Genomic DNA, 21,380 nt, shown 5'->3' with positions numbered 1-21,380 from the left:
CCTTTGCCGTTCCCTTACCCGTCACCCGTTGCGCGGGTGATTCTTCGCAGCCCGCTCGTTGCCGTGTTTGTACGCCCCGGTCCAGCGGGCCATGACCAGCTGGCCGTCGCCGGCCCCCACTTCGGCCAGGAACTTCTCGGCGCGGGCGCCCCGCAGGGTGCCGGCGGGCCGGCCCTGGTGGGTGATGGCGACGCGGCCGTCGCCGAACCGCTCGTAACTGAATCCATGAGGTCTTGGCATGGAGCGCATCATGCCCGCCGCCCGCCCGCCGGGTCGCGCGATTATCAGTACGGCCACTGGGGCGGGTTGGTGCAGAAGTGGCCGCCCAGGTTCGCGTGGTCCGGGTTGGCCGGGTCGAGTTCGCCCTGGTCCGCGATGAGCTTCTCGGCGTACTGCTCGGAGTCGTCCTGCGGTTCGTACCCGATGGCCCGCGCGGACGTCAGGTCCCACCACAGGCGGGTGTTGGCGGAGGAGCCGTAGACGACGGTGTGGCCGACGTCCTCGGCGGTGAGCGCGGCGTGCAGCAGGCGGGCGCCGTCTCCCGGGCTCATCCAGACCGACAGCATCCGCACCGAAGTGGGCTCCATGAAGCAGGAGCCGATCCGCATCGATACGGTCTCGACGCCGTGCAGGTCCCAGTAGAGCTGTGCCAGGTCCTCGCCGAATGCCTTGGAGAGGCCGTAGAACGTGTCGGGGCGGTGCGGAGTGCCGACGGGGATGAGCGGGGCGCCTTCACTGGGGACGGGGGTGAAGCCGACCGCGTGGTTGGACGAGGCGAAAACGATCCGGCCGACGCCCTCCTCGCGGGCCGCCTCGTAGAGGTTGTACGTCCCCTCGATGTTGGAGCGCAGGATTTTCTCGAAGGACGCCTCCAGTGAGATGCCCGCGAGATGGATGACCGCGTCGACGCCGCGTACGGCCTGGCGCAGCGCCTCCTTGTCCGCCAGATCGGCTGTGATCGCGTCCGGCTCGCCCTCTATGGGGGTGGCGTCGAAGAGCCGCAGTTCATAGCCGTACGCCGGAAGGAGGCCGCGCATCAGGGTGCCCATGCCTCCGGCGGCGCCGGTCAGCAGGACGGTGCGGGGTGCGGGCATCGGCGGGTCTCCTCGGTGAGAGCGGTGAGAGCGGTGAGAGCGGTGAGAGCGGTGAGAGCAGTGGAGCGCAAGGCTTGGACGCGTGCGTGGACCGAATTCACATGCGTGGACACGCTAGGGAGTGGCCCCGAACCCCGTCAAGTGTCGCGCGGAGGCGCTGAATCCGCCTCTGCATTGGTGTTTCTCGTCTTGACCGCCCCCAGGTGGCTGCCTTAGCGTGACGACGTTCAGGGATATAGACGCGGATCATAATTGTGCACGCACAGGGAGCGCCCGTGACCTCAGCCCCGCTCGCCGGCCGACTCGACGGCCTGCTCTTCTTCCCCGTCACCGCGTACGGGCCGGACGGCGGCCTCGACGTCGACGCCTTCCGCGCACATGTACGCGGCGGCATCGAGGCCGGCGCCGCCGCCGTCTTCGCCTGCTGCGGCACCGGCGAGTTCCACGCCCTGACGCCGGAGGAGTTCCGCACCTGCGTGGCCGCCGCCGTGGAAGAGGCGGCCGGCCGGGTCCCCGTCGTCGCCGGAGCCGGCTACGGCACCGCGCTCGCCGTCCAGTACGCGAAGGCCGCCGAGGAAGCGGGCGCCGACGGACTGCTCGCCATGCCGCCGTACCTCGTCGTCGCCGACCAGGAGGGGCTGCTGCGCCACTACACCGAACTGGCCGCCGCCACCGCCCTCGACGTCATCGTCTATCAGCGCGACAACGCCGTCTTCACCCCCGAAACCGTCGTCGGACTCGCGCGGGTGCCCGGCATCATCGGGCTCAAGGACGGTTACGGCGATCTCGACCTGATGCAGCGCATCGTCGGCGCCGTACGCCGCGACCTGCCGCCCGGCCACCCCTTCCTGTTCTTCAACGGCCTGCCCACCGCCGAACTCACCGGCCTCGCCTACCGGGGCATCGGCGTCACCCTCTACTCCTCCGCCGTCTTCTGTTTCGCGCCCGATATCGCGCTCGCCTTCCACCGGGCTCTGAACACGGGCGACGACGACACAGTCAACCGCCTGCTCGACGGCTTCTACGCCCCGCTCGTCGAACTGCGCAACCTCGGCCGCGGGTACGCGGTCTCGCTCGTCAAGGCGGGCGTACGTCTCGCCGGCCTGGAGGTCGGTGAAGTACGGCCGCCGCTCAGCGAACCGGACCCCGTACACGTCAAGATGCTGGCCGAGCTCATCGAGCGCGGCCGGGCCCTGATCGGCGGGGGTGCCGGCGGTGCCGGCGATGCCGGCGGTGAGCGCGCGTGAAGGCCGCCGCCTTCCTCTACCCCTGGGACTTTGTCGGCGACCCGGATGCCGCCGACCGCATCGCGGACCTCGGCGTCCAGCAGGTCACCCTCGCCTCCGCCTACCACTCGACCCGCGCCTTGACCCCGCGCCACCCCGGCCACCGCATTGTGACCGCCGAACACGCCGCCGTGCTCTACCCCGTCGACGAGGACCGCTGGGCGGGGCGGAGCCTGCGACCGTACGCCGCCGGGGACTGGGCGCCCACCGCGGATCCGTACGGTGAGGCGGCCGAAGCGCTCGCGGCCGCCGGGCTCGACGTCCACTCCTGGGTCGTCCTCGCGCACAACTCCCGCCTCGGCGCCGACCATCCGGACACCTCCGTCGTCAACGCGTACGGCGACCGCTACCTCTGGGCGCCGTGCATCGCCCAGCCCGCCGTACGCACCTACCTGACAGCGTTGGCGGCGGAAGCGGCCGTACGCCCCGGGGCGCGCGGCACCGAGCTGGAGTCCTGCGGCTGGTACGGCCTGGCGCATCTGCACGCGCACGACAAGATCGCGGGAGTGGGTCTCGGCGACGCGGCGCAGTACCTGATGTCGCTCTGCTTCTGCCGGAACTGTCGGACTGGCTACGAGGAACTCGGCGTGGAGGCGGGCGAGTTGAGGCAGGCCGTACGCCGCGCCCTCGATCCTGCCTGGGCCGCCGGGTCCTCGTCCGAGACCGGGTGGCCGGCCGTCGAGAAGCTCCTCGGCCCCGGACTCGCCGCCGCGAGCCTCGCCTGGCGTACCCGGGCCGCCCGTACGCTCCAGGAAGCGGCCGTCGCGGCGGTACGGGCAGCCGCGCCCCCCGGCTTCCAAGTGCTGCTGCACGCCGATCCGTCGGCGTACCACTGCGGGGCGAACGCGGGTGTCGATCCCCGGCACATCCTCGGGGTCGCGGACGGTGTGGTGGTGCCGTGCGCGGGTGGCCCGGAGCTGCTCGCACCCTTCGCGGAGCACCGCCGCCCGGACGCCGCGAGCGTTGTCGCCGCGAATCTCGGTGTCGTCTCCGGCATGGGGGGCAGCCCGGCCACGCTCGCCGGGGACGCGGCTCGTGCGGCGGCGCTCGGAGCGAGCGAGCTGCGCCTCTACCACGCGGGTCTGGCGTCCGACGCCGACCTCAGGCTCGTACGCGCCGCCCTGCGGCAGCCATGAGCGCGCAGGCGGTCAGCAGACCCGCCGCGCCGGTCGCGGCGAGCAGTGCCCGGTGGTCCACGACCGCGATCAGGCCCGCGCCGAGGGCGAGGGCCACCGCGTTCGGTGCGTAGACGAGGGTGCCGGCGGTGGCGGCGGTACGGCCGAGAAGCGCGTCCGGCGTCTCGCGCTGGACCGCCGTCAGCGTGGCGACGAGGACGCAGGGCAGTCCAAGGCCCACGGCCGCGGCGCTCGCGAGCACCACAGCGTCGTACGGCAGCGCACGCGATGCGACGGCCAGCGCGAACAGCGCGATGCCGGCGGCGGCGAAGACCCGCTCCGGCAGCCGCCGCAGCAGGGGGCCCGCCAGCAGCCCGGCGAGCACGGAACCGGCGCCCTGCACCGCGTAGAGCACGCCGACGTAGGCGGGGGAGTGGCCGAGGCCCCGGTCGACGACGGCGAAAACGGCCGCGCCGTTGAGTCCGGCGAGCAGCATGGTGGCCGAGCCGGCCAGGACGAGCGGCCTGAGGGCGGCTGTGCGCCAGAGGAAACGGGCGCCGTCGGCTGTCTGCGTACGCCAGTTGCTCGTGGTGGGCGGCGGTGGCTCTTCCTCGACCCGCAGCAGCGTGAAGATCGCGGCGGCGAGCGCGAACGTCGCCGCGTCGAGGAGCGCCACCGATGCCCCGCCGAACTGAGCGAAGAGCCCGGCGCCGGCGAGCGGCGCGATCAGTTTCGTGCCTTCGGTGGCGGTCATACGCAGGCCGTTGAAGTCGCCGAGCAGTTGCTTGTCGACGGCGCGGGCGACGAGAGCGGCCTCCGCCGCGTCCTGGACGACGGAATTCACGCCGTACAGGAGGAGTACGGCGAACAGGATCCAGACGCGGGCGGCCGAGTCGACCAGGAGGAGGGTGGTGAGCAGGGCGGCCATGGCGGCGCTGGTGCGGATGAGGAGCTGCCTGCGGCGTACGCGGTCGGCGACTGTGCCGAGGAGTGGGCCGGCGAGGGTCGGGGCCCACAGGCAGAAGGTGGTCAGGGCGGCGAGGCTGTCCGATCCGGTGAGGGACTTGACCCAGATGCCGGCTGCGAGCCACATCGCGGATGTGCCGAAGCTGGAGGTGATGGCGCCGCCGAGGTAGAGGGTCGCGTTGCGGTTTCGCAGGAGCCGGTGTGCCGTGGGTGATGCCACTGGTGTGTCTGCCTCGCATGCGGTTCTTGTCTTGCCGGGTGGGCTGGTGGGCGGCCAGCGTGGCATCTGAGGAGGGGGCGGCGGATCGGGCAGTTGCCTTACCCGGAGCCCTGCGGGGCTTGTTTCCCCCACCCGCCCCTTCCCGCAACTGGGGCTCCGCCCCAGGCCCCGGTCCTCAAACGTCGGACGGGCTGGAGGTCGCCGGGGTGGGCGCTGGGGCTTCGCCCCGGACCGGTGTTGAGTGGGAATGTGCCGCCGGTACCGCAAGATCCAGCCCGTCCGGCGTTTGAGGACACGCCAGTAGGGCGTCCGGGGCTGGGACGCGCCGATGAGTTTCGGCGGGGGCGGCGGTCACTACTGCGCAGGCATCGTCCGCTCATCGGAGGCAGCGTCATGACACTCAATGACCCCAAGCTCGACACGCCCGGCACCCTCGACTTCGAACCGGCCGCCCGGCAGCTCGCCCGACTGCTCGACGGGGTCACGGACGACCAGCTCGCCGCGCCCACCCCCTGCGAGAAGTACGCGGTACACCACCTCCCGGCCCACCTGGTCGGCCTCACCGCCGCCTTCCGCGACGCAGCGAAGAAGGAGCTGGGCCCGACGACCGACACCGACCCCGGCTCCGCCCTGCCCGTACTCGAAGACGACTGGCGCACCCGCCTCCCGAAGCAGCTCGACGAGCTCATCGTCGCCTGGCGAAGCCCGGACGCCTGGCAGGGCATGACCCGCGCGGGCGGCGTCACGCTGCCTGGTGCGGTCGCCGGGCAGGTCGCCCTCAACGAGATCGTGGTGCACGGCTGGGACCTGGCCCGTGCCACCGGCCAGCCGTACGCGCCCGACGCCGCGAGCCTTCGGTCGTCGTACGAGCTGCTGGAGCCGACGGACGACAGCCCGGGCGATGACGGGATCTTCGGAACCCCCGTCGACGCACCGGAGGACGCACCGCTCCTCGACCGGGTCGTCGGGCGCGCGGGCCGCAGCCCGTCCTGGACGCCGGCGAACAAGTAATAGACCGTACGTTCCAAAACGTGTTAGCGTCCAGGGCATGGCCCGGCCGAGGAAGTTCGACGAGGAGCGGGCGGTCGACGCCGCGATGGAGGCGTTCTGGACCGCCGGCTACGAAGCGACGTCCACCCAGGACCTGTGCGACGCCACCGGCCTGGGGCGCAGCAGCATTTACAACACCTTCAAGAGCAAGCGCGACCTCTTCGACCGCGCCCTCGCCCGCTACATGGAGTACAAGAACGCCGAGCTGGCCGCCCTGATGGAGATCGATCTCCCGGTCCGGCAGAAGATCCGTACGCAGTTTCAGCGGGTGATCGACGAGGAGTTCGAGCGTGGTCCGGAAGGCCGAGGCTGTCTGGTCGTCAATACGGCCGTCGAGGTGGCCGCCCGTGACCGGGAGGTCGCGGACGACCTGGCCCGCGACTACCGGCTGCGCCTCGCGCTGATCCGTGCCGCGATCGAGTCGGGGCAGCGGGACGGCGACATCGCCCGCGACAAGGACCCCGCCGCGCTCGCGCACTTCGTCATCGCGACCATCGCCGGCCTGAAGGTCTCGGCGCGCGTCACCCCGCAGCGGTCCGTGCTGGAAAGCGTCGCGGACGCCGCCCTCGCGGCCCTCTGAGGTCAATGACAGGCAGCCACTGCGGGCCTTTCCATGGGCTTATTTTGAAACGTACAGTCCAAAACAACGGAGCATCGACTCATGCCAATCGCCGTTTACATACTCGGCCTGGGCATTTTCGCCCAGGGAACCTCGGAGTTCATGCTCTCCGGTCTGCTGCCCACCATGGCCGACGACCTCGGCGTCTCCATCCCCGACGCCGGGCTGCTCATCTCCGCCTTCGCCATCGGCATGGTCGTCGGCGCGCCGCTGATGAGCGTGCTCACCCTGCGCGTCCCGCGCCGCAGCGCGCTCGTCGCGTTCCAGGCCGTGTTCATCGCCGGGCATGTGGTCGCGGCCCTTGTCCCGGAGTACGCCGTAGTGTTCGCGAGCCGCATCGTGACGGCGGTCGCATACGCCGGGTTCTGGAGCGTGGCCGCCGCGGCCGCCGTGAGTCTGGTGCCGGCTACGGCCAAGGGCAGGGCGCTCTCCGTCGTTGCCACTGGTCTGACCCTGGCCACCATCGTCGGCGTACCCGCCGGGACACTGATGAGCCAGCATGTGGGCTGGCGCGCGGCGTTCTGGGGAGTGGCGGCCCTCACCGCCGTGAGTCTGGTCGCGATCGTGGCCGTGCTGCCGGGCGGTCATCCCGCCGGGCGAGAAGTTCCTTCCGTACGACGCGAGTTGAAGGGGCTGGCGCGGCCCGAGCTGTGGGTCTCCTTCGCCGTGACCGTACTGGCCTTCGGCGCCGCCATCGTCACCTTCAGCTACCTGGCGCCGCTGCTGACCGACGTGAGCGGCGTGCCGGAGAGCTGGGTGCCGGCCGTTCTGTCGCTGTACGGAGTCGGCGGGCTCATCGGCATGACGATCGGCGGGCGCGTCGCCGACCGCGCCCCCATCCGCACCCTCTACCTCGGCATCGGAGCCCTCACCCTCGCCTCGGCGGCGGTGGCGCTCGCCGCGCCGAACCTGACCCTGACCGTCGTGCTGGTCCTCGTCCTGGGCGTGGCCGGTTACGTCACCAACCCCGTACTCCAGTCACGGGTGTTCACCATCGCGCCCGACGCACCGACTCTTGTACCCGCCGTCAGCACCTCCGCCTTCAACGTCGGCATCACGCTCACGCCCATGCTGGGCGGCATGGCCATCGACGCGGGCTTCGGCTACGCCTCGGTCGCCTGGGTCGGCGCCGGTGTCGGCGCGCTGGCCGTCGCGGCGACGGCCTGGGCGGCTTCGCTCGCGCGGCGCGTGGCGGCCCAAGTGCCCGCAGATGTCGCTCTGTTGGCTGTCAGCCCGCCCAGCGTCCCGTCAGGAAAGTGATGGTGAGGATCGTCGAGAGGGGCGCGACGACGCACAGGTAGGCGCTCTTCACCCAGGGGCGGCGCAGGCTCCACGTGGCGAGCAGTATCCACATCGGCCACCACAGGAGCGTGGCGCGCGGGATGGACGTGTACCAGTACGAGGTGCCCAGCGCCCACAGGCTGAGCCCGACGTAGACCGCTTCGGGCCACCGCCGCCGTCTCAGCAGCACCGCAAACAGGAGCAGTCCGACGACCATGGTGACGAGCTCGGCCTGGAACATGATGGCGTAACCGGTGGAGTGGGTGTGCGCGAAGGCGGCATTCCAGGTGTTCTGCCACGTCTCCCAGGGGGCGTGGAAGTTCCGGTACCAGCCGCGCTCCTGGGCGTGGTTCCATGCCATCCAGTCGCCGGTGTGCGCGTGCAGGAACCATGCGTACAGGGCGGCGGGCAGAGCGGGCAGAGCGATCCACGGAAGCGAACGCCACTGCTTGCGGAGGTCTGTGGTGGCGATGAAGTGGACCGCGATCGCCGCCGCGAGGAACAGTCCGCTGACCCGGACGCCGGTGGCCAGGCAGGCCAGTATGCCCGCGAGCGGCCAGTTGCGGCGTCGGGCGGCGAGCCAGGCGGGCAGGGCGAGGGCGAGGAAGAGCGACTCGGTGTAGCCGGCGGCCAGGAACACCGCGCACGGAGAGAGCAGGAAGAAGAGCACGGTGCGCTGCCCCGGGGCGCCGTTGGTGGTTGGCAGGTGGAGGCGGGCTGTACGGGCGAGGGCCAGGACGGCGACTGCCCCCGAGACGAAGGAGATCAGCAGGCCCGCGACGGTCCAGTCCGGGATCGCTACGTGCACGGCGCGCAGGACGAGAGGGAAGCCGGGGAAGAATGCCTCCCTGTTGTCCCAGTCGTCCGTCCACGGCCCGGCCCCGCCCGGGAAGTAACCGTCCTGGGCTATGTGCAGGTAGTGCCACCAGTCCCACTGGTCCCACGACGACAGCGCGGGCTCTACGTCGCGGGCCTTGCGGTCCTCGGCGAACAGCCACCGCGCGCAGTACGCGGTGGTCCAGATGCCGACCCGGGTGAGCACGTACAGCAGCAGGACGTTCCGGTCGTCGAGCCCAAACCCGAGCCTGAGCCCGAGCCGTCGGTGGGGCCCGGGCCGGGGGCCGGTGGCAGTCGCTCTTTCCCACGCGGGAGTACGGGCGGGCTGTGCGGGGGGCCGCAGAGGGGTCGAGGTGGCCATGGTCGTACTCCTGGTGCGGGCATCGGGGCATGCGGGATCGCCCTGCGGCGATTCGGCGATTCGGCGATGCGGCGGGCAGGGGGGGCGGTTAGCGGAGCCTGGTGCGGGTCAGCCCGGAGGCAGTGACGTGCTCGGTGGCTGCTCCGGCGCCGTACTCGACGGTGTCCCCGATGGTGTTCCGGTCGGTGTCCCGGGTGGCGGCGAGGACACCGGGGGAGTGGTGCGCGTAAGCGACGAGGACGACGAAGAGGAGGGGGAGGGCGAGGACGAAGGGAGGCCGGACGGAGTGGAAGCGGGGACGGTGGTGCCCGTACTGCCGCCCGGCAGCAATGCCGTCACCGCCGCGGCGCCCGTACCGGCGAAGGCAAGGCACGCGGTGGCGGCCACCAGGGCCAGCCGCCGCCGTTGGCGTCGCTCGCCGCGCCCGGCGATCACCGAGGCGGGCACCGGCCGCGCGTGGGCCTGCCCGGCAGCCGCGGCTTTCTTGAACGCGTTCCTCAAAGGGTCATGGGGCTCAGGCACCGGAGGCCTCCTCAGCACGCGGATCCTGCAGAAGATGGGAGAGCGCGGCCCGGCCCCGCGCCAGGTGCGTCTTGACCGTGCCCGTGGACAGGCCGGTCTCGGCGGCGATCTGGACAACCGTCAGATCGCAGAGGTAGTGCAGGGTCACCGTCCGCCGCTGCTTGGGCGGCAGCTCGCGCAGCGCCGACACCAGCGCGACCTGCTCGGGGCCGGGCCCCGGGTCGGCCGACGGACTGCCGCGCCGCTGCCAGGCGTCCGCCGAGCGGCGGCGCACCCGCCATCTGCTCACCGCCAGACGCCAGGCCACCGTGCGGATCCACGCCTCGGGTTCGCCGCCGCCGTCAAGCTGACGCCGCCGGCTCCAGCCCCGGACGAAGGCCTCCTGTACGACGTCCTGGGCCTCGTGCAGATCGCCGAGCATCACATACAGCTGCCCGATGAGGCGGGACGCCGTATGCGCGTAGAACTCTTCAAACTCCTCGACGGTCAACAACCACTCCTGGATCTCTCTTCGGTCTCACCAGGCATACGCCCGGGAGCCCGCATCCGGTTGACACGGAACGCAAAGCTTCGGAGTGAGGCCAGTCACAGTACGAAAGCGCATACCATGCGGCGCGTTGTATCCATCGCAGCATCACCTCCGACCGAGGGGACTTCAGCGTGCGCACCAAGGTCCTGCCTTCTCTGCTCTGTGCCGGCCTCATAACGGCAACCGGTCTGCTGGCCTCTTCGCCCGCCGTCGCCGCCGAACCGGCGGCCCGCGCCTCCTCCGACGCCGCGGTCGATGCGGCCGCGGCAGCCGACATCCGCGAAAGGCTGGAGCGGATCCCAGGGCTGACGGTTGTTTCGGTGTCCGACAAGGGCGGATTCCCCTTCTTCACCCTGACGCTGGCCCAGCCCGTCGACCACCGCGACCCCGGCAGCGGCACCTTCCAGCAGAGATTCACGCTCTGGCACAAGACCGAGACGGCGCCGGTCGTGCACTACACCGGCGGATACGGGCTCTCCTCGGGCACCCGCGAGATCACCACGCTGCTCGGCGCCAACCAGGTCAGCGTGGAGCACCGCTACTTCAACACCTCGCGCCCCGCGGCCGCCGACGTCGACTGGGACGACCTGAACGTCTGGCAGCAGGCGAGCGACGAGCACGCGATCGTCCAGGCGCTCAAGAGCATCTACAAGGCGAAGTGGCTCGGAACCGGCGCCAGCAAGGGCGGAATGACGCAGGTCTACCACGAGCGCTTCTACCCCCAGGACCTGGACGCGGTCGTCGCGTACGTCGCCCCGAACGACGCGAGCAACCGTGACGACAGCGTCTACGAGAGCTTCTTCAAGACGGTCGGCACGGCCGAATGCCGGAACGCCCTGGACGCCGTACAGCGCGAAATGCTCGTACGGCGGGGCGCCATGCTGCCGCGCTTCGAGGCCACGTCCAAGGAGCAGGGCCTCACCTTCAAGTACCTCGGCTCGGCCGACCGCGCCTTCGAGTTCTCGGTGCTCGACCAGGTGTGGAACTTCTGGCAGAGCGGCACGTACACCGACTGCCCGGCGGTCCCCGACGCGAGCAGGGCGACCGACGACGAGCTGTACAAGTGGTCGCTCGACCACGGCCTCAGCATCTACTCGGACCAGGGCAACGGGGCCGAGGGCAGCGGCCCGTACTACCGGCAGGCCGCCTCCCAGCTGGGCTGGGCGGACCTGAAGTTCAAGCACCTGCGCGACGTCCGCAACTACCCGGACATCTACCAGCCCAACTCGGTGCTGCCCGCTGACATGCGGACGTCCTACGACGGCCGCGTCATCAAGGACGTCGACCGCTGGGTGGCCACGCGGGGCGAGCAGATGATGTTCGTGTACGGGCAGAACGACCCGTGGAGCGCCGAGCAGTTCAAGCCCAGCAAGCACGACTCGCACCTCTACGTCGCACCGAACACCAACCACGGCGCGCTCATCTCCAAGCTGACACCCACCGAGCGGGCCCAGGCCGAGGCCACGGTCAAGCGCTGGGCCGGCCAGTAACCCTCAGGCCAGTAACCCCTACCGGCTGAGCGCCGCCCTCATCGTCTTCTCGGCGATGGGGGCCGCCAGGCCGTTGCCGCTGACCTCAGAGCGCGCCGCGCCCGAGTCCTCGACGACGACCGCGACTGCCACCTCCTTGCCGCTGGTCCTGTCCTTCGCGTACGACGTGAACCAGGCGTACGGCGTCTTGCTGTTGTCGACGCCGTGCTGTGCGGTGCCCGTCTTGCCGCCCACCTCGGCGCCGCCGATCCGCGCGTTCGTCCCCGTGCCGTCCTCGACGACCGTGACCATCGCGCTCCGCAGCTGCTCGGCGGTGGACGACGAGACGACCCGCTCACTGCCCGCGTTTCCGAGGTCTTCCAGCGTGTCGCCGTCCGCGTCCGTCACCTTGGAGACCATGTGCGGCGACGCGAGCTCACCGCCGTTGGCGAGGGCCGCCGAAACCATGGCCATCTGGAGCGGGGTGGCCGTCACATCGAACTGGCCGATGCCCGTCAGCGCCGTCTGCGCCTTGTCCATGCCGGACGGGTACACACTCTCCGAGGCCCGGACCGGCACATCGAGCTTCTCGGTGTTGAAGCCGAACTTCTCGGCCATCGCCTTCACCTTGTCCTGGCCGAGGTCGACGGCCAGTTTCGCGAAGACGTTGTTGCAGGAGTACTTCAGCGCTGTGCGCAGCGTGGCGTTCTCGCAGGGCGCGGACTTGTTCTCGTTCTCAAGAACCGTCCGCGTGCCGGGCAGCGTGTACGGGTTCGGGCTGTCCGTCGGCTCGTCGACCGACCCGTAGCGCCCGTCCTCCAGCGCCGCCGCGGCGACCACCAGCTTGAACGTCGAGCCAGGCGGCAGCGGCTGCCGCAGCGCCCGGTTGACCATCGGCTTGTCCTTGTCGCGGGTCAGCGACTGCCAGGCGTCGCCGTCGGTCGTACCGCTGATCTTCGACGGATCGTACGAAGGTGTGGAGACCATGCCGAGGATCTGCCCGGTCTTCGGGTCGATCGCGACGGCCGCGCCCTTCTTGTCACCCAGAGCCTCGTAGGCCGCCTTCTGTACGCCCGGGTCGATGGTCGTCACGACATCACCGGGGTCGCTCTGCTTGCCCATGATGATGTCGGCCGGGTTCTTCAGCCGGGTGTCGGTCCCGTCGAGGACGTCGCTGTAGATGCCCTCGAGCTGGGTGGCTCCGTACGCCTGCGAGCTGTAACCGGTGACAGCCGAGTAGAGCTCGCCGTCCTTGTACGTCCGCTTGTACTCAAGATCGCCTCCCTCCGTCCTCTTCGATCCGGTGACCGGCGAACCGGCCACGATGATGTTCCCGAGCGGCTGCGCGTACTGCGCGATCACGTTCCGCCGGTTGTGCTTGTCGTCCGCGAGGGCCTGGCCTTCGTACGCCTGCACCCAGGTGACCCGCACCAGCAGGGCGAGCACCATCAGCAGGCAGAAGACCGAAGCGCGCCTGATCGTTTTGTTCATCCCGTACGGAAGACGAACGGGGCGGCCGGTGACGTTCCCCTATGTCGCGCTTCTCACCAAATCCTCATCGGGAGCGGCGGCACGCTCAGCGTGGCTTGATGAAGCCCGACTCGTACGCCGCGATCACCGCCTGGGTACGGTCGCGCGCGCCCGTTTTCGCCAGCACGGCCGCCACATGGCTCTTCGCGGTCGCCGCGCCGACCCGCAACCAGTCCGCTATTTCCGCATTTGTCAGGCCCGTCGCCATCAGCCGCAGCACCTCCGCCTCGCGCTCGGTCAGCCGCGCCGCCCACGGCGGTGGCGGGGCGGGCTGCCGCTTGGCGTGCTCGGCGGCCAGACCGCGCACCGCCGACGGGAAGAGCAGTGAGTCGCTGCGCGCGACCATCCGGACCGCCTGGACCAGGTCCTCGGCGGCGGCACGCTTGAGCAGGAACCCGGCGGCGCCGGCGCGCAGCGCGTCGTACACATAGGAGTCGTTCTCGAAGGTGGTGACCACGACGATGCGCGGGGGCGCCTCCATGCCGCCGAGGATCTGCTCGGTGGCGCGGATGCCGTCGATCTCCGGCATGCGTACGTCCATCAGCACCACGTCGGGTCGCAGCTCGCGGACCACCGAGACGGCCTCCGCGCCGGTCGCCGCCTCGCCGACGACCTCCAGGTCGGGTTCGGCGTCCAGGATGACGCGCAGCGCGGTGCGGACCATGCGCTCGTCGTCGGCGAGCACGACCCTGACCGCTGACGTCGGCGTGCTCATCGCGCGTCGCCCCCGCCGCCGACCGGCAGGCGGGCCGTGAGCCGCCACACGTCGCCGTACGGGCCCGCTTCGGCGTGGCCGCCGAGCAGGGTGGCCCGTTCCGCTATGCCGGGCAGCCCCCGGCCGCCCCCGGGGCGTACCACCGGGACCCTGTCGGGCAGCGGGTTCTCCATCACGATCTCCAACTCCTCGCCGCTCAGGGCGATCCGTAGCGACACCGGTGCGGCGCCGCCGTGCCGAAGGGCGTTGCTCAGCCCTTCCTGGACGATGCGGTACGCCTCGCGGGACACCGGTCCGGGGGCCTGGGCGGCCGGACCGCCGTCCTGCGCGTACGTGACCTTCACGCCGCTGCGGGCCAGCAGGTCGTCCAGTACGTCCAGCGTGGGCCCCGGCAGCTCACCGGGACTGTCCTCGCCCTGCCGCAAGAGGCCCAGCACGGCGTCCAGTTCGCCCACGGTGCGGCGTGTCGTCTCCTCGATCGCGGTCAGCGCCTCCCGTACGAACTCCACATCGCTGTCCAGCACCCTGCGCGCCGCGCCCGCCTGGAGGGTGACCGCGCTCAGCGCGTGTCCCACCGAGTCGTGCAGCTCGCGGGCCAGCCGGTTGCGCACGGCCAGGTCCGCGGCCCGCCGCTCGGCCGCCGCCAGCCGGTCGGCCGGTGTCGGCCCGAGCAGCACCGGCGCCCAGCGGGCCAGCAGAGCCCCGGCCAGTGCCGCGCACGCCGCCAGCGCCACCAGGATCGCCACCCCGGCGACCGGGGCGAGGGCCAGCGCCCAGGTGTGGTCGAACACTTCGGGCAACGCGAGCGGGGTGTCACGCAGCCGGGTCAGCAGCGGCAGGATGATCAGTGTGGCGGCGAACGGCGGCACCGCGAGCGTCATGCCGCTGATGATGCCGCCGAGCCCGAGATGCAGCGTGAACCAGCCCGCGGTCCGCACCCGCGCCGGCCCGGACCGGGCGGGCCCGTCGGCCAGCCCCTCACGAGGCACCCCGCACAACGCCCGCACCGCGCCCACCGACAGGGGCCTGACGAGCGGGAAGAACGCGGTGAGGGTGGCCATCGGGAGCGCGACGCCGAAGGCGGCGAACTGCAGGGAGGCCGAGGTGAAGACGTTCTGGTTGCCGATGAACGGGCCGACGAAGACGCTTCCGAGGAGGAAGTACGGCATCGACAGGGCGCCGCCGAGGATCAGATGGATCCAGCGCAGCCGGGCCCGCGCCCCGAACAACTGCTTCACGCCGCGCGTCCCCGTATCTGTCCTTCTCCCCGCCCCTCGACCCCCGCGTCCCGCACGCGCCGCCGCAGGAAGGAGGTGCCCGCGGCGAGGGCGACGAGACCGGCGATCATCTGGACAGCGTAGGTCACCAGCATCAACGCGGTGGCCTGATCGGCCGCATCGGCCGCGGGCATGGCCGAGGCGGCGAGCAGCCAGGCTCCCCAGCAGCCGAGCGCGCCCGAGCCCAGCCAGGCGAGCGCCAGCGGCGTCTTCAGAGCCAGGCCGCGACCGCGCCGCAGGGCGAGCGTCAGGACTCCCACCACGGTGAGGGCCGCGAACAGGACGTAGGTGCCTTCGAGGAGATGGAAGTCCGCCGAACGCTGCTCGATCCGGCTCTGGTTGAGCCCCGTGGTGGAACCGGCGGCCCACATCACATGCGGAACGGCGGAGAGCGCCGCGAGTACGGACGCGGCCACTGCGGCCGCCTTCAGCCGGGGCCCGACGGCGGAGCCGGGCAGCTCCGAGACCGCGCCCCGCCACAGGTGGCCCCAGCGCTCGCGGGCGTACAGCGCGAAGAGGGTGCCCAGGGCCAGCCCCTGAACGATGAAGCCGGTGTAGACGACGCTGAAGACCCAGTCGGCCAGGAACGGTTCGTCGCCGCTCGGTGCGCTGTTCTCACCGGTGAACACCTTCACCAGCAGCTGGAGCGGAAACCCGGTCATGATCGGTGTCAGCAGCCCCGTCGCCGCCCACATGGGCAGGGCGAGCAGCCAGGCCGGGACGCGACGGCCCCAGTCCTGCGTGAGCAGCAGGGCCAGGACGACGACGGTCGCGTCCATCAGGATCGTGACGCTGTTGGCGACAGCCATCAGACCCGGGTGGTCGAGGATCACGCTGCCCTCGGGGATGCCGGCGCGGCTGCCGGCGATCCAGGCGATCTTGAGCGCGACGTAGGGAACGCAGGAGACGACGGCGGCGGCGCGCAGCACCTTGCGCAGCCGGTTGGCGGGGGCCCGGTGGAGGCCCTGGGGCGTGGGGACGAGCGCGGTCTCTGTCATGACACCCACGCTCCGGCACCAGCCGCCGCCGCACCTCCCGCTCAAAGGTGAACCGTCTCCCCCGGACGGGGGAGAGCGCTCAGCCGGTGAGGGCGAGGACCAGCTCGTCGATCTCCGCCCCCCGGGCGTTCGCGAACCCCCGGTCGTGCCCTGTGACCGTGAACCCGCACTTCGCCAGGACCCGCAGCGACCCGGTGTTGTCGGCGGCGGCACGGGCGAACAGCGGGCGCTCCGGGACGAGTTCGAGCAACGCGCGCAGTGCGCCGGTTGCCACCCCGCGGCCCCAGTACGCGCGGTCGATGAAGTACGTGACCTCACGCTCCTGCGGCGGCCCGTACACGGCGGCGTGGCCGGCGATGTCGCCGTCGGCCAGAACGGTCCGTATGACGGCGTCCGAGGCGCGGATCCGTGCCCAGTGCACGTCAAATGCGGCGCGGTCGGTGGGGTCCTTGGAGGTGAAGGCGGCGACCCGGTTGGACTCGGGGTCGCTCATGTGCCGGAAGATGACGGGCAGATCACTGTCGGCCACCTCCCGCAGCGTCACGGCCGGGGCGGTCATGTCAGCGGTCATGTCAAAGCCTGCGGGTGGCGAGCGTCAGCCGGTCACGTGCGTCGAACAGCGCGTCCTTGACCATCTGTTCGTGCGCCGGGGTGAGCCGGGCGACGGGCACCGAGCAGCTGATGGCGTCGCGGGCCGGGGTCCGGTACGGGATCGCGACCCCGAAGCAGCGCAGGCCCAGCGTGTTCTCCTCGCGGTCGACGGCGTACCCCTGCTCGCGGACGACGTGCAGCTCCTGGATGAGCTTCTCGCGGTCGGTGATGGTGTGCTCCGTCAGCGCCGGCAGAGTCTCCGGGAGCAGCTTGCGCACCTGCTCGTCGGTGTGCGTCGCGAGCAGCGCCTTGCCGAGCGACGTCGAGTGCGCGGGCAGCCGGCGGCCGACGCGGGTGAAGGGGCGCAGATAGTGCTGGGACTGGCGGGTCGCGAGGTACACGACGTTCGTACCGTCGAGGCGGGCCAGGTGGATCGTCTCCGTCGTGTCGTCGGAGAGCCGGTCCAGGGTGGGGCGGGCGGAGGCCACGACCTCGTCCCCGTCGATGTACGACGTACCGACGAGCAGGGCGCGTACGCCGATGCCGTACCGCGTGCCCGTCGCGTCCGTCTCCACCCAGCCGAGCTCGACGAGCGTGCGCAGCAGCATGTAGAGACTGGATTTCGGGTACCCGACGGCCTCTTGGACGGCGGCCAGGGAGTGCATGCCGGGGCTGCCGGCGAAGAATTCGAGCAACTCCACGGTCCGCACCGCCGATTTGACCTGCGCACCGCCCGTATCGGCAGTAGACATTGAGCCTCGCCCCTTCTTGGCCACTCTTGACCGCTCGGATCGTCCGTTAATAGAGTCCCCAGCATATTCAGTATCAGGAACTCTGTTCAGAATATCGAACGGCTTGAACGGCTGGAAGGACCCCACGGTGGCAGCAACACCAGTCTGGAGTGTCGACCCCCGAACGGGGAAGCCGCGTGAGCAGGTCGCGGTCGAGGCCACGGCGGAGGAGGTCGACCGCGCGGTACGGGCCGCGCACGCCGTTCGCACCGCGCTCGCCGACCGTACGGTGCGGGCCGCCCTGCTCCGTACCGCCGCCGGGCTCCTCGACGAAGCCGTGCAGCACGTCGTCGAGGCGGCCGACGCGGAGACCGCGCTGGGTCCGACGCGGCTGACCGGCGAACTCGCGCGCACCACGGCCCAGCTCAGGGCGTTCGCGGACATCGTCGACGAGGGCGCCTTCCTCGACATCAGGATCGACCACGAGGACGGTACGAAGACCCCGCCCTGGCCCGACCTGCGCCGCTACAAGATCCCGCTGGGCGTTGTCGCCGTCTACGCCGCCAGCAACTTCCCGCTCGCCTTCTCGGTACCCGGCGGCGACACGGCGAGCGCGCTCGCGGCGGGCTGCCCGGTCGTGGTCAAGGCGCACCCCGACCATCCGGCGACCTCCGAGCTCTGCGCGTCCGTGCTGCGCAGGGCGGCGGCCCAAGTGGGCCTGCCGGAGGACGTGGTGATCCTGGTTCACGGCTTCGACGCGGGCATCGAGCTGGTACGGCACCCGCTGGTCGCGGCCGCGGGCTTCACGGGCTCGGTGCGCGGCGGACGAGCGCTCTTCGACGCCGCGGCGGCCCGCCCCGCACCCATCCCCTTCCACGGCGAACTCGGTTCCCTCAACCCGGTCGTGATCACCGCGGCGGCCGCGGAGGAGCGGGCAGAGCAGATCGGAGCCGGTCTGGCGGGCTCTCTGACGCTGGGCGCGGGGCAGTTCTGCACGAAGCCGGGCTTCGTCCTGGCCCCTGCGGGCGGGGCCGGCGACCGGGTGGTGAAGTCCCTCACGGCGGCCATCAGTGAAACCGACCCGGGCGTCATGCTCGACCACCGGATGCGGGACGCGTTCGTGGAAGGTGTACGGGAACGGGCCGGCCTCCCGGACACCGAAGCCCCGGTGACCCCCGGCGCGGGCGGCGAGCACACCGTGAGCGCGGGGTTCCTGACCGTACCGGCGCAGGTGCTGGCCTCCGAGGGGCCGCACGATCTGCTCCTGGAGGAGTGCTTCGGGCCGGTCACGGTCGTCGCGCGCTACGAGGACCCGGCGGAGATCGGCGCGGTGCTTTCCCGGCTGCCGGGCAACCTCACCGCCACGCTGCAGCTCTCCACGCAGGAGCTGGCGGGGGACGGGGGCACGGGGGCGGACCTGCTGGCGGAACTGACACCGCTGGCGGGGCGTGTGCTGGTCAATGGGTGGCCTACGGGTGTGGCGGTGGCGCCGGCCCAGCACCATGGGGGGCCTTACCCGGCGACGACTTCGACGTCTACGTCGGTGGGTGCGACGGCGGTCGAGCGGTGGTTGCGGCCGGTCACTTATCAGTCGACGCCGGAGGCGTTGTTGCCGGTGGAATTGCGGGATGCGAATCCGCAGGGGCTGCCGCGGCGGGTGAACGACCGCCAGGAGTAGGGGTGCGGGGGCGGGTGGCCCTGCGGGACTTTCGCCGCCCCGCCCCTTCCCGCTGTGACATCCTGCGGCTCCGCCGCGTGGGGACACGCCCGCAGGGCGTCCCCGGGGCCTGGGGGCCTTCCCCCAGTTTCGGGAAGGGGCGGGTGGGGAAAAGCGCTGCAGTACGCAGACCGGTCGCGAAATCCCCGACGACCAGCGCGCCTAACGCGGCGACGCCGGGCCCGCCCGAGACCTGCCGGGCGGCGTTGAGCACACCGGCCGCGAGCCCCGCCCGTTCGGCGGGCACCGCCTCCATCATGGCGGCGGTCAGCGGCGGCAGCGCGAGGCCGATGCCGAGCCCCATCGGGATCAGCAGCAGGGCCATCACCGGCAGGGGAGTGCCCGGGCCGACGAGCAGCAGGAGGAGCAGGCCCGCGACGGCGACCGACTGGCCGATGAGCATTGGACGGCGTGGGCCGCGGAACAAGCCGAGCGAGACGACCGGATGCCGCTCCCACGCCTCCACCGCCAGGAACACCGGCCCGACGCCGCAGCCGAGGTCGGTCTCTCTCCCCCCCCCCCGCGCCTACCGCTCGGCCTTCAGCCGCCTGCCCGCGACCGCCGCTCCCCGAGCTTCCGCCGGGAATGCGCCGCGCCCCGAACGCGTTGTGGCCCGAGCGGAGGCTGCCTCCGCGCCCTCCGCATCCCCTCTCACCTGGAGTGAAGAACCACATGCGCGTCGAGATCTGGAGCGACATCGCCTGCCCCTGGTGCTACATCGGCAAGGCCCGCTTCGAGAAGGGGCTGGCCTCCTTCTCGCACCGCGCCGACGTCGAGGTGGTGCACCGCTCCTTCGAGCTCGACCCGGCGAGCCCCAAGGGCGTCACGGACTCGGTGACCGACATGCTGGCCAGGAAGTACGGGCGTACGCACGAGGAAGTGGCCGCCATGGAGCAGCAGGTCGCCTCCCACGCGCACGCCGAAGGGCTCGGCTTCCTGACCGAGGGCCGCGACCACGGCAACACCTTCGACATCCACCGGCTGCTGCACCTCGCCAAGGCGCGCGGCCGCCAGGACGAGCTGCTCGACCTTGTCTTCCGCGCCAACTTCGCCGAGGAGCGGTCCGTCTTCGACTCGCGGGTGCTGCTGGATCTGGCGGTGGAGGCCGGACTCGACGCCGACGAGGCACGAGCGGTACTGGCCGACGAGAGCGCGTACGCCGACGAGGTGCGCGGCGACGAGCGCGAGGCGGCCGAGCTGGGGGCGACCAGCGTGCCGTTCTTCGTCTTCGACAGGCGTTACGGGATCTCCGGCGGCCAGCCCGCCGAGGTCTTCTCCCAGGCGCTCGAACAGGCCTGGGCGAGCCACGTCGCCGACCGCAGCGCGAGCAACGCATAAGCATTGCTTAGAGGTGCGCGCCAAATATACGCAATGGACGGGGAGTTGAGGAGGTAGCAGAGTAGGGGGCATGAAGCCCCTTACTCTCACCGAAGCCGTGAGCGCGGAGTTCGCGCCGGAGACCACGTACCTCAACACCTCCAGCTGTGGGTTGCTGCCCCGGCGTGGCGTCGAGGCCGTCAAGGCCGCGGCCGAGCTCAACGCGACCGGCAGCCCCGGCGGCGGGGACGGCTTCGACGCCGTGGTCGCCGCCCGCGCCTCCTACGGGCGGCTCGTCGGCGTCTGTGCGGAGCGGGTCGCCGTCGGAAGTTCGGTGGCCGTCCATGTCGGGCTGATCGCGGCCTCACTGCCTGCCGGAGGCGAAGTGCTGTGCCCCGAGGGCGAGTTCGCCTCGGTGGTCAACCCCTTCGTCGTCCGCGGGGACCTCAAGGTGCGGTACGTGCCGCTGGAGGACCTGGCCGAGTCCGTGCGCCCGGAGACCCGGCTGGTGGCCTTCTCCGCGGTGCAGTCCGCCGACGGCCGTGTCGCAGACCTGTCCGCCGTACGGGCCGCTGCCGCCGCCCACGGCGCCCGTACGCTCGTCGACTCGACCCAGGCGGTGGGCTGGCTGCCCTTCGACGCGGGCAGCTTCGACTACACCGTCGCCGGCGGCTACAAGTACCTGATGGCGCCGCGCGGCGTGTCGTTCCTCACCGTCGCCGAAGACGCGCAGGAAGCCCTCACACCGCTCCACGCGGGGTGGATGTCCGGCGAGGACATCTGGGCCAGCACCTACGGTCCCGTGCGGGAACTCGCCCGCAGCGCCCGCCGGTTCGACGAGCCGCCGCCCTTCCTGCCGTACGTCGGTGTCGAGCAGTCCCTCGCGTTCCTGGAGGAGGTCGGCATCGAGAACGTGCGGGACCACAACCTCGCGCTCGCCGCGCGCTACCGCGAAGGACTCGCTTCCCTCGGCCACCCTTCGGTGCCCGCCGACTCTGTGGTCGTCGCCACTGCCGGCCTCGCGCACCGGCTCGACGCGCTGACGGCGGCGGACATCGTCGCCTCGGTCCGGGCGGGCAACCTGCGGGCCTCGTTCCACCTCTACAACACCAGCGCCGACGTGGACCGGGTGCTGGACGTGCTCGCGGGCTGAGC

Annotated in this window: 22 protein-coding genes; 9 read left to right on the top strand and 13 right to left on the bottom strand. The window is 71.3% G+C overall.

Annotated elements, in window-relative coordinates:
- Positions 1-21: 21 nt before the first annotated feature.
- Both J7E89_RS03910 and J7E89_RS03905 read right to left on the bottom strand, forming a co-directional pair.
- Positions 22-240 (bottom strand): hypothetical protein, encoded by a 219-nt coding sequence (locus J7E89_RS03910; RefSeq protein ID WP_214968343.1) that lies wholly within the window; start codon positions 238-240, stop codon positions 22-24.
- Between the two features lie 44 nt (positions 241-284).
- Positions 285-1,094, bottom strand: coding sequence for an NAD(P)-dependent oxidoreductase (locus J7E89_RS03905; protein ID WP_214968340.1), 810 nt, complete (start codon positions 1,092-1,094; stop codon positions 285-287).
- A gap of 275 nt (positions 1,095-1,369) precedes the next feature.
- Between J7E89_RS03905 and J7E89_RS03900 the strand changes: the two genes are divergently transcribed.
- Both J7E89_RS03900 and J7E89_RS03895 read left to right on the top strand, forming a co-directional pair.
- Positions 1,370-2,341: a 5-dehydro-4-deoxyglucarate dehydratase gene (locus tag J7E89_RS03900; protein ID WP_214968338.1), complete on the top strand. Its 972-nt coding sequence runs from the start codon at positions 1,370-1,372 to the stop codon at positions 2,339-2,341.
- The gene (locus tag J7E89_RS03895; protein WP_214968336.1) at positions 2,338-3,516 is read left to right on the top strand and encodes a hypothetical protein; all 1,179 of its coding nucleotides are present in this window, start codon (positions 2,338-2,340) and stop codon (positions 3,514-3,516) included. The genes J7E89_RS03900 and J7E89_RS03895 overlap by 4 nt, the downstream gene beginning before the upstream one ends.
- On the opposite strand, the gene J7E89_RS03890 is transcribed toward J7E89_RS03895, so the two are convergent.
- On the bottom strand, positions 3,482-4,681 hold the full coding sequence (locus J7E89_RS03890) for an MFS transporter (protein WP_308315321.1): 1,200 nt from the start codon (positions 4,679-4,681) through the stop codon (positions 3,482-3,484). The genes J7E89_RS03895 and J7E89_RS03890 overlap by 35 nt on opposite strands.
- Positions 4,682-5,074: 393 nt before the next feature.
- Between J7E89_RS03890 and J7E89_RS03885 the strand changes: the two genes are divergently transcribed.
- The 3 genes from J7E89_RS03885 (at position 5,075) to J7E89_RS03875 (ending at position 7,610) form a co-directional block, all read left to right on the top strand.
- A complete protein-coding gene (locus J7E89_RS03885) occupies positions 5,075-5,692 on the top strand; it encodes a TIGR03086 family metal-binding protein (RefSeq protein WP_214968331.1) in 618 nt (205 codons plus the stop codon).
- 37 nt (positions 5,693-5,729) lie between these two features.
- Positions 5,730-6,311, top strand: a complete 582-nt coding sequence (locus tag J7E89_RS03880; protein WP_214968329.1) for a TetR/AcrR family transcriptional regulator — start codon at positions 5,730-5,732, stop codon at positions 6,309-6,311.
- A gap of 81 nt (positions 6,312-6,392) precedes the next feature.
- Positions 6,393-7,610, top strand: a complete 1,218-nt coding sequence (locus tag J7E89_RS03875) for a Cmx/CmrA family chloramphenicol efflux MFS transporter (RefSeq protein WP_214968327.1) — start codon at positions 6,393-6,395, stop codon at positions 7,608-7,610.
- Here the strand turns inward: J7E89_RS03875 and J7E89_RS03870 are convergent.
- The 3 genes from J7E89_RS03870 to J7E89_RS03860 form a co-directional block, all read right to left on the bottom strand.
- A complete protein-coding gene (locus tag J7E89_RS03870; protein WP_214968325.1) occupies positions 7,579-8,829 on the bottom strand; it encodes a mannosyltransferase family protein in 1,251 nt (416 codons plus the stop codon). The genes J7E89_RS03875 and J7E89_RS03870 overlap by 32 nt on opposite strands.
- A gap of 88 nt (positions 8,830-8,917) precedes the next feature.
- The gene (locus J7E89_RS03865; protein ID WP_214968323.1) at positions 8,918-9,202 is read right to left on the bottom strand and encodes a hypothetical protein; all 285 of its coding nucleotides are present in this window, start codon (positions 9,200-9,202) and stop codon (positions 8,918-8,920) included.
- 141 nt (positions 9,203-9,343) lie between these two features.
- Positions 9,344-9,841: a SigE family RNA polymerase sigma factor gene (locus J7E89_RS03860; RefSeq protein WP_214968321.1), complete on the bottom strand. Its 498-nt coding sequence runs from the start codon at positions 9,839-9,841 to the stop codon at positions 9,344-9,346.
- A 170-nt stretch (positions 9,842-10,011) separates the two neighbouring features.
- Between J7E89_RS03860 and J7E89_RS03855 the strand changes: the two genes are divergently transcribed.
- Positions 10,012-11,370, top strand: coding sequence for a S28 family serine protease (locus J7E89_RS03855; RefSeq protein ID WP_214968319.1), 1,359 nt, complete (start codon positions 10,012-10,014; stop codon positions 11,368-11,370).
- Positions 11,371-11,388: 18 nt separating this feature from the next.
- Here the strand turns inward: J7E89_RS03855 and J7E89_RS03850 are convergent, their stop codons facing one another.
- The 6 genes from J7E89_RS03850 to J7E89_RS03825 form a co-directional block, all read right to left on the bottom strand.
- Entirely contained in the window at positions 11,389-12,840 is a 1,452-nt protein-coding gene (locus J7E89_RS03850; protein WP_214968317.1) for a penicillin-binding protein 2, read from the bottom strand.
- Positions 12,841-12,925: 85 nt separating this feature from the next.
- Positions 12,926-13,594: a response regulator transcription factor gene (locus tag J7E89_RS03845; RefSeq protein WP_214968314.1), complete on the bottom strand. Its 669-nt coding sequence runs from the start codon at positions 13,592-13,594 to the stop codon at positions 12,926-12,928.
- Positions 13,591-14,832, bottom strand: a complete 1,242-nt coding sequence (locus J7E89_RS03840; RefSeq protein ID WP_308315320.1) for a histidine kinase — start codon at positions 14,830-14,832, stop codon at positions 13,591-13,593. Before J7E89_RS03840 ends, J7E89_RS03845 begins: the two co-directional genes overlap by 4 nt.
- A complete protein-coding gene (locus J7E89_RS03835; RefSeq protein WP_214968312.1) occupies positions 14,829-15,869 on the bottom strand; it encodes a hypothetical protein in 1,041 nt (346 codons plus the stop codon). Before J7E89_RS03835 ends, J7E89_RS03840 begins: the two co-directional genes overlap by 4 nt.
- 79 nt (positions 15,870-15,948) lie before the next feature.
- Positions 15,949-16,440 (bottom strand): GNAT family N-acetyltransferase, encoded by a 492-nt coding sequence (locus J7E89_RS03830; RefSeq protein ID WP_251060063.1) that lies wholly within the window; start codon positions 16,438-16,440, stop codon positions 15,949-15,951.
- A gap of 1 nt (position 16,441) precedes the next feature.
- Positions 16,442-17,212, bottom strand: coding sequence for an IclR family transcriptional regulator (locus J7E89_RS03825; RefSeq protein WP_214968310.1), 771 nt, complete (start codon positions 17,210-17,212; stop codon positions 16,442-16,444).
- Between the two features lie 127 nt (positions 17,213-17,339).
- On the opposite strand from J7E89_RS03825, the gene J7E89_RS03820 reads away from it, so the two are divergent.
- Entirely contained in the window at positions 17,340-18,869 is a 1,530-nt protein-coding gene (locus tag J7E89_RS03820; protein ID WP_214968302.1) for an aldehyde dehydrogenase (NADP(+)), read from the top strand.
- Here J7E89_RS03820 and J7E89_RS42000 read toward each other — a convergent pair.
- Entirely contained in the window at positions 18,772-19,386 is a 615-nt protein-coding gene (locus J7E89_RS42000) for an MFS transporter (RefSeq protein WP_308315319.1), read from the bottom strand. The two genes, J7E89_RS03820 and J7E89_RS42000, sit on opposite strands and share 98 nt — an antisense overlap.
- 194 nt (positions 19,387-19,580) lie before the next feature.
- Here J7E89_RS42000 and J7E89_RS03810 point away from each other — a divergent pair, with 194 nt between their 5' ends.
- Both J7E89_RS03810 and J7E89_RS03805 read left to right on the top strand, forming a co-directional pair.
- Positions 19,581-20,246: a DsbA family oxidoreductase gene (locus J7E89_RS03810; RefSeq protein WP_214968299.1), complete on the top strand. Its 666-nt coding sequence runs from the start codon at positions 19,581-19,583 to the stop codon at positions 20,244-20,246.
- A 70-nt stretch (positions 20,247-20,316) separates the two neighbouring features.
- Positions 20,317-21,378: an aminotransferase class V-fold PLP-dependent enzyme gene (locus tag J7E89_RS03805; protein ID WP_214968296.1), complete on the top strand. Its 1,062-nt coding sequence runs from the start codon at positions 20,317-20,319 to the stop codon at positions 21,376-21,378.
- Positions 21,379-21,380 lie beyond the last annotated feature (2 nt).

The organism is Streptomyces sp. ISL-100 (assembly GCF_018614615.1).
In the GTDB taxonomy this organism is placed as follows: domain Bacteria; phylum Actinomycetota; class Actinomycetes; order Streptomycetales; family Streptomycetaceae; genus Streptomyces.
The sequence above is the reverse complement of the archived record's forward strand: the minus strand, read 5'-3'. Positions and strand labels throughout refer to the sequence as shown.